Source organism: Clostridium sp. 1001275B_160808_H3, from assembly GCF_015550425.1.
Taxonomy (GTDB): Bacteria; Bacillota; Clostridia; order Clostridiales; family Clostridiaceae; genus Clostridium.
Genome location: NZ_JADNAT010000044.1, coordinates 1 through 7361, shown reverse-complemented (window position 1 = coordinate 7361; position 7361 = coordinate 1). Strand labels below are relative to the sequence as shown.

At 27.9% G+C, this 7361-nt stretch carries 4 protein-coding genes and 1 rRNA gene; all 5 read left to right on the top strand.

Going from position 1 to position 7361, the window contains the following annotated elements; translation table 11 throughout:
- The first annotated feature begins 125 nt into the window (after nucleotides 1-125).
- A 5S ribosomal RNA gene (rrf, locus tag I2A75_RS17660) occupies nucleotides 126-242 on the top strand.
- A 293-nt stretch (nucleotides 243-535) separates the two neighbouring features.
- Nucleotides 536-1969, top strand: a complete 1434-nt coding sequence (gene glgA, locus I2A75_RS17655; protein WP_195266914.1) for a glycogen synthase GlgA — start codon at nucleotides 536-538, stop codon at nucleotides 1967-1969.
- 25 nt (nucleotides 1970-1994) lie between these two features.
- Nucleotides 1995-4430, top strand: coding sequence for a glycogen/starch/alpha-glucan phosphorylase (locus tag I2A75_RS17650; RefSeq protein WP_195266913.1), 2436 nt, complete (start codon nucleotides 1995-1997; stop codon nucleotides 4428-4430).
- A gap of 159 nt (nucleotides 4431-4589) precedes the next feature.
- Nucleotides 4590-5750, top strand: coding sequence for a glucose-1-phosphate adenylyltransferase (locus I2A75_RS17645; RefSeq protein WP_195266912.1), 1161 nt, complete (start codon nucleotides 4590-4592; stop codon nucleotides 5748-5750).
- Nucleotides 5751-5766: 16 nt separating this feature from the next.
- Complete coding sequence (glgD, locus tag I2A75_RS17640) at nucleotides 5767-6855, top strand: glucose-1-phosphate adenylyltransferase subunit GlgD (protein WP_195266911.1); 1089 nt, start codon at nucleotides 5767-5769, stop codon at nucleotides 6853-6855.
- Nucleotides 6856-7361: the final 506 nt, after the last annotated feature.

The following is a 7361-nucleotide window of genomic DNA, read 5'->3' as shown; positions in this document are numbered from 1 at the left end:
TGATAGGTCAGAGGTGTAAGTGTGGTAACATATTTAGCTGACTGATACTAATAGGTCGAGGGCTTGACCAATAAAAAACAGGCTTAAAATTAATTCATGTGCAATTTTCAGAGAACACTCTGAAATCTGGTGATGATGGCGTAGAGGAAACACTCCTTTCCATTCCGAACAGGAAAGTTAAGCTCTACAGCGTCGATGGTACTGCATGGGAGACTGTGTGGGAGAGTAGAACGTTGCCAGGTCGTTAAAAAAGACTTAAGAATTTATTCTTAAGTCTTTTTTGTTATATAATTTTATTTTGAATTTTATTATTTATCAACAGATATTATAAATTTTCATCAAAAACTGTTTATAAAATAAAATAGTTGTGGAAAAGTTGTAACATAATATAGTATAAAAAATCTCTAGTGTAATCATTTACTAAGTTTCTTTATTATATTATTTACATAAAAATGGTTTTTAATAAGAATACTCTTCAATAAATTTCATACATTTAAATATATTATAAATTTTAAATTTATTGGGGGAGTACTGTATGAGAGTATTAATGGTAGCATCTGAGGCACATCCTTTTATTAAAACAGGGGGATTAGGAGATGTAATGGGAGCATTGCCTCAAGCATTAAATAAGGAAAATGTAGAAGTAAAAGTTATATTACCTAAATATAAAAATATATCAAGTAAATATATTAATAATTTGGAGTTTATAAAGTATTTTTATGTTAATGTAGGTTGGAGAAAGCAGTATTGTGGACTTTTTAGATATATATACAATGGGGTAGAGTATTATTTTATAGATAATGAATATTACTTTAAAAGAGATAATCTTTATGGATATTATGATGATGCAGAAAGATTCATTTTCTTTGATAAAGCAGTACTAGAATTTATTAATGAGATGAATTGGAGACCAGATATAATTCATTGTAATGATTGGCAAACAGGAATGGTTCCTGTAATTTATAGATTAGAATACGAAAAAAGAAATATGTATAGAAATATAAAAACATTTTTTTCAATACACAACTTACTTTTCCAAGGAACATTTTCTCCAGAAATTTTGCCAGAATTACTTGGATATAATTATGAAGCATATTTCAATAGAAGTATAGAGTTACATGGCGGGGTAAGTTTTATGAAAGGAGGAATTAATTACTCTGATCAAGTTACTACAGTAAGTAATACTTATGCACAAGAAATTCAGACATCTCAATATGGTGAAAGACTTGAAGGACTTTTAAGACATAGAAGTTATGCGTTGAAGGGAATTTTGAATGGAATAGATTATGATGAATATAACCCTGAAACTGATCAATATATATACAAAAACTATTCATTAGGTAATATATATGACAAGAAAGTAAATAAAGAATGTTTACAAAGAGAATTAGGATTACCAATAAATGGTGATATTCCTATTATAGGAATGGTATCTAGATTGACACATCAAAAAGGATGTGATTTGATTATAAATTCTTTAGATAGATTACTACAAAAGAATATACAAGTAGTTATATTAGGAACTGGAGATAGAGCTTATGAAGAAACACTAAGGAAATTTAACTATATATATCATGATAAGGTTTCAGTAAATATTAAATTTAGTAATGAACTAGCTCATAAAATATATGCAGGATCAGATTTCTTTTTAATGCCATCATTATTTGAACCTTGTGGATTAGGTCAGTTGATTGCATTAAGGTATGGAACAATTCCGATTGTAAGAGAAACTGGAGGATTAAAAGATACAGTCATTCCATATAATCAATACACTGGCTTAGGAAATGGATTTGGATTTAGAAATTATAATTGTCATGAGCTAACACATGTATCAGAATATGCTTTAAATGTCTATAATAATAAACAGATATGGAATTCACTTATAAGACAAGCGATGAAATCAGATAATAGCTGGGAAAAATCAGCAAGAGAATACAAAAAATTATATATAGGTGTAATAAATAAGTAATATTGCTTTAACAGGAGGAGAATTTATGCTAGATGTAGATAAGAATTCCTTAAAGAGGGATTACAAACGAAAATTCCTCGAGATGACGGGAAAGGGATTGGAAGACGGAACTAAGAAACAACAGTATGAAGCTTTAGGAAGTTTAGTTAGAGATTATGTTGCTGAAGAATGGCTTAACACAAATAACAGATATAAAGAAACTGGAGAAAAGCAAGTATATTATTTTTCGATGGAGTTTTTACTTGGAAGATTATTAGGGGATGCTTTAATGAATCTAGGTATAAGAGAAACTTGTAGAGAAGCTCTTGCGGATTTAAATATAAATTTAGATGAACTTGAAAACTTAGAACAGGATCAAGGACTTGGTAATGGTGGTTTAGGTAGATTAGCTGCATGTTTTTTAGATTCTATGGCATCCTTAAATATACCAGGGCATGGGTGTGGAATAAGATATAAATATGGCTTTTTTGAGCAAAAAATAATAGATGGAAAGCAGGTAGAAGTTCCTGATAATTGGTTAAGATCAGGTAATGTATGGGAAATACCTAAAAGAGATAAAGCTGAAATAGTAAAGTTTGGTGGAGAAGTAAAAGTAGAAACTGTAAATGGAAGATTAGCTTTTACCCACGTTAATTACGAACCAGTATTAGCAGTTCCTTATGATACTCCAGTAGTTGGATATCAAAATGAAGTAGTTAATACTTTAAGATTATGGACAGCAGAGCCTGTAAGCAATGAATTTGATTTTTCATCTTTTAGTAGAGGGGAATTTTTAAAAGCAATTGAATATAAAAATTCTGTTGAATCAATATCATTAGTATTATATCCAGAAGATTCATTTTACGAGGGAAAAATGTTAAGGCTGAAGCAACAATACTTTTTTGTATCTGCCGGCTTGCAAAGTATTATAAGACATTATAAAAAATATAATAATAATATACATGAATTAGATGAAAAAGTAGCAATTCATATAAATGATACGCATCCAACGTTAGCTATACCAGAGCTTATGAGAATATTAATTGACGAAGAAGAATTATCATGGGAAGAAGCGTGGAGAATTACCCAAAATACAATTTCATATACAAATCATACTATACTTGCAGAAGCATTAGAAAAATGGCCGATAAATATGTTCAAGAAGGTATTACCTAGAATATATATGATAGTAGAAGAAATAAACGAGAGATATTGTAAGGAATTGTGGGATAAATATACAGCGCAATGGGATAAGATTTCTAGAATGGCTATCATTGGAGATAATTTTGTTAGAATGGCTAATCTAGCTATAGTAGGAAGCCATAGTGTAAATGGAGTTGCAAAGCTTCATACAGAAATACTTAAGAAAAAAGAAATGTCAGATTTTTATTATCTATATCCAAATAAGTTTAATAATAAAACTAATGGAATAACTCATAGAAGATGGCTATTAAAGAGTAATCCAGAACTAACAAATCTATTGAAGGAAACTATAGGTGATAGTTTTATTAGACATCCAATAGATCTAGTTAATTTTGAAAAACATTTAAATGATAATAATGTATTAAATAAACTTAGTAATATAAAGTTAAATAATAAAGTTAAGTTATCTAATGAGATTTATAATTCAACTGGTATAAAAGTAAACCCTGAATCTATATTTGATGTTCAAGTAAAGAGGATTCATGCATATAAGAGGCAAACTTTGAATTGCTTAAGAATTATGGATCTATACAATAAATTAATAGAAAATCCAAATATAGATATAAATCCAAGAACATTTATTTTTGCTGGAAAGGCAGCTCCAGGATATCGTTTAGCTAAAAATACAATAGAGCTTATAACATCAATAGCCAATAAAGTAAATAATGATCCAAGAGTTAATGAAAAAATAAAAGTTGTTATGATGGAGAATTATAGGGTTTCACTAGCAGAAAAAATAATTCCAGCAACTGATTTAAGTGAGCAAATATCAACAACTACAAAGGAAGCATCAGGCACATCTAATATGAAGTTTATGATGAATGGAGCTGTTACAATAGCCACATTAGATGGAGCCAATATAGAAATAAAAGATGAAGTTAAAGATGATAATATAGTTATATTTGGATTAACTGCAAATGAAGTTTTAGATTATTATAAGAATGGTGGATATTCATCATGGGATATATATAATAATGATAATAGAGTTAAAAGGGTTATAGATGGGTTAATAGATGGAACTTATTCTTCTGATAAAGATAAGTTTAGAGTAATATATGATAGTTTATTAATGTATAATGATGAATTTTTCGTTTTGAAGGATTTTGACAGTTATATAAAAGCTCAAATAAAAGTAAATGAACTATATAACAATAAGTACAATTGGCAAAGAATGTGTGGAGTAAACATAGCACATTCAGGAATTTTTTCATCTGATAGAACAATAAAAGAATATGCAACTGGTATCTGGGGATCAGGAGTATTATATAAAAATTTATAAGATTATTAAAACACCTAAAAATCAATTAGGTGTTTTTTTTATAAAAAATAGTGTTACTTAACATATAATTAATGCCTTACTCATATTTATATCTTAAAGAGATACTTTGAGATTTTAATAAATATTTATATATAAACTAAGGTAAGGAGAGTAGGATAGATGGGTAAAAAAGAAATTGTAGCAATGATTTTAGCTGGAGGACAGGGATCACGTTTAGGAGTATTAACAAAAAGATTAGCAAAGCCAGCAGTACCTTTTGGTGGAAAGTATAGGATTATTGATTTCCCATTAAGTAATTGTTCTAATTCAGGTATATACACTGTCGGAGTATTAACACAATATAAGCCATTGGAATTAAATGCACATATAGGTATAGGGGCACCATGGGACTTAGATAGGAGAGATGGTGGAGTAAGAATATTACCACCATATCAAGAAGAAAAGGGCGGGAAATGGTATAAAGGAACAGCAAATGCCATTTATCAAAATATTGAATATGTAGATAGATATAATCCAGAGTATATATTAATACTATCAGGTGATCATATTTATAAAATGAATTATGATAAAATGTTAGAATTTCATAAGGAAAAAGAAGCTGATGCTACAATAGCTGTAATAGATGTACCTATAGAAGAGGCAAGTAGATTCGGAATTATGAATACAAGAGATGATTTATCAGTATATGAATTTGAAGAAAAGCCTAAAAAGCCTAAAAGTACAAAGGCATCCATGGGAATATATATATTTAATTGGAGTGTATTAAAAAGTTTTTTAATTGAAGATGAAAATGATATATACTCTAGTAACGATTTTGGGAAAAATATTATCCCAAATATGCTAAATAAAAGAATGAGATTAGTAGCTTATCCATTTGAAGGTTATTGGAAAGATGTTGGAACTATAAGAAGCTTATGGGAAGCTAATATGGATTTATTAAATACAGATAATAAGTTAAGTTTATATGATAATGAATGGAAGATATACTCAGAGAATATAGCAAGACCAGCTCAGTATATAGGAAGTAACTTAAATGTTAATGAGTCTCTTGTAGTAGAGGGATGTATAGTTGAAGGTGATGTAGAACATTCGGTAATATTTCAGGGGGTAAGTATCGGGAAAAATTCAGTAATAAAAGATTCAGTAATAATGCCAGATACTAAGATTGAAGATAATGTAGTAATAAATAAAGCCATAGTTGGAAGCAATGCAATAATTAGAAGCGGATGTAAAATTGGTGACGGTAAAAAAATAGCAGTTATAGCATCTAAAGAGGAGCTGAAAAGTGGTACAACATTAGAGCCTGCTGAAGCACTATAAATTAGGGGGAAATTAAATGAAGGATTGTATAGGAATAATAAATTTAGATGAAAAGGAAGATTATTTAAAAAATTTAATAGGTTCTAATACAATATCTGCAATGCCAATAGCAGGAAGATATAGAATAATAGATTTCATATTATCAAACTTAACTAATTCAGGGGTAGAGTGTATTGGTATATTTACAAAAAGAAAATCCTATTCTCTTATGAAGCACTTAAGTAATGGAAGACCGTGGGACCTTCATAGGAAGCATGATGCTTTAAAAGTATTCAATTATAGTGAATATGATCCAAGATATGATGATATTCATGGTTTTATAGAAAATATTGAATTTATAAAATACAGTAGAAAAGAGTATATAATTATATCGCCATCATACATGATATGTAATATAAATTATAAGGAAGCTTTAGAAAAGCATAAAACCTCAGGTGATGATATTACAGTAATATATAAGAATGAAGATAACTATAGTAATAAATTTATAAATTGTGAAGAAATAATAATGGACGACAATAATAAAGTAAAAAGCATAAAGGGTATTTCAGAAGGAAGAGGCAATACTAATGTAAATATGGAAATGTATATAATGAAGACAAGTTTATTTATAGATATAATAAAAGATAGTATAACTACTGGACTATATAAGAAAGTAAAAGAATATATAGTAGACAACTTGGAAAATTTAAATGTTGGAACTTTTGAATTTAAAGGCTATCTAGCTTGCATAAACTCAGTGGAATCATATTTTAATACTAATAAGGAATTGTTAAATGTAGAAATAAGCAGAGAGCTATTCTACAATAATAATCCAATATATACGAAACAAAAGGATGAATCTCCAACATACTATTCAAAGGAAAGTAAAGTCGATAATTCTATAATAGCAAATGGATCATATATAGAAGGTAAGGTTGAGAATTGTATAATTGGAAGAAAGGTGAAAATAGCAAAGGATGCTATAGTCAGAAATAGTATAGTAATGGAAAATTGTATAATAGAAAATAATACAATAATAAATAATGCTATATTAAATTCAGGAAATAGAATATCAGAAAATAATGTTATAAATGGTTCTAGTAATTATCCAATTATAATATAGTAAATAGAATAATATATTATAAAATAATAGAATAAGATAAGAAAAGGTGCTTAATAATTTATTCAATAAAAGAATATAATATATTAAGCACCATTTACATATAAAAATAGTATATTTTTATTAATGACGTATAATTCAAATAACAACTAATCCACACGTATCAATATGAGAAAAAAAGAGAAAAATAAAGATATTTGGCGAATTTATAATTATAATTATTATATTTAATAAATTAAAGTATAATTTATTAAAAGAAAGCATGATATCATACTTTATGTCCTAAGGGACAAGAGGTCTTACAAAAAGGATTTAACAGTCAAAAAAAAGATGTTGACAAATAAATCTAAAGATAGTAAGATAAGAAAGTCGCTTGAGAGCGATGAAGAAAATGGTCTTTGAAAATTGAACAGAAAATAAGTTAAGTAAAATAAACCAGCAATTCTTTTAGACGTCTTAAAATTAAGACTCAAAGTAATTTGAGCGAAGAGATTAAACTTTTTATTGAG

Excerpts from the sequence above, each read along its gene's own strand:
- glgA (WP_195266914.1), top strand. The coding sequence starts at position 536 with ATGAGAGTATTAATGGTAGCATCTGAGGCACATCCTTTTATTAAAACA.
- I2A75_RS17650 (WP_195266913.1), top strand. The coding sequence starts at position 1,995 with ATGCTAGATGTAGATAAGAATTCCTTAAAGAGGGATTACAAACGAAAA.
- I2A75_RS17645 (WP_195266912.1), top strand. The coding sequence starts at position 4,590 with ATGGGTAAAAAAGAAATTGTAGCAATGATTTTAGCTGGAGGACAGGGA.
- glgD (WP_195266911.1), top strand. The coding sequence starts at position 5,767 with ATGAAGGATTGTATAGGAATAATAAATTTAGATGAAAAGGAAGATTAT.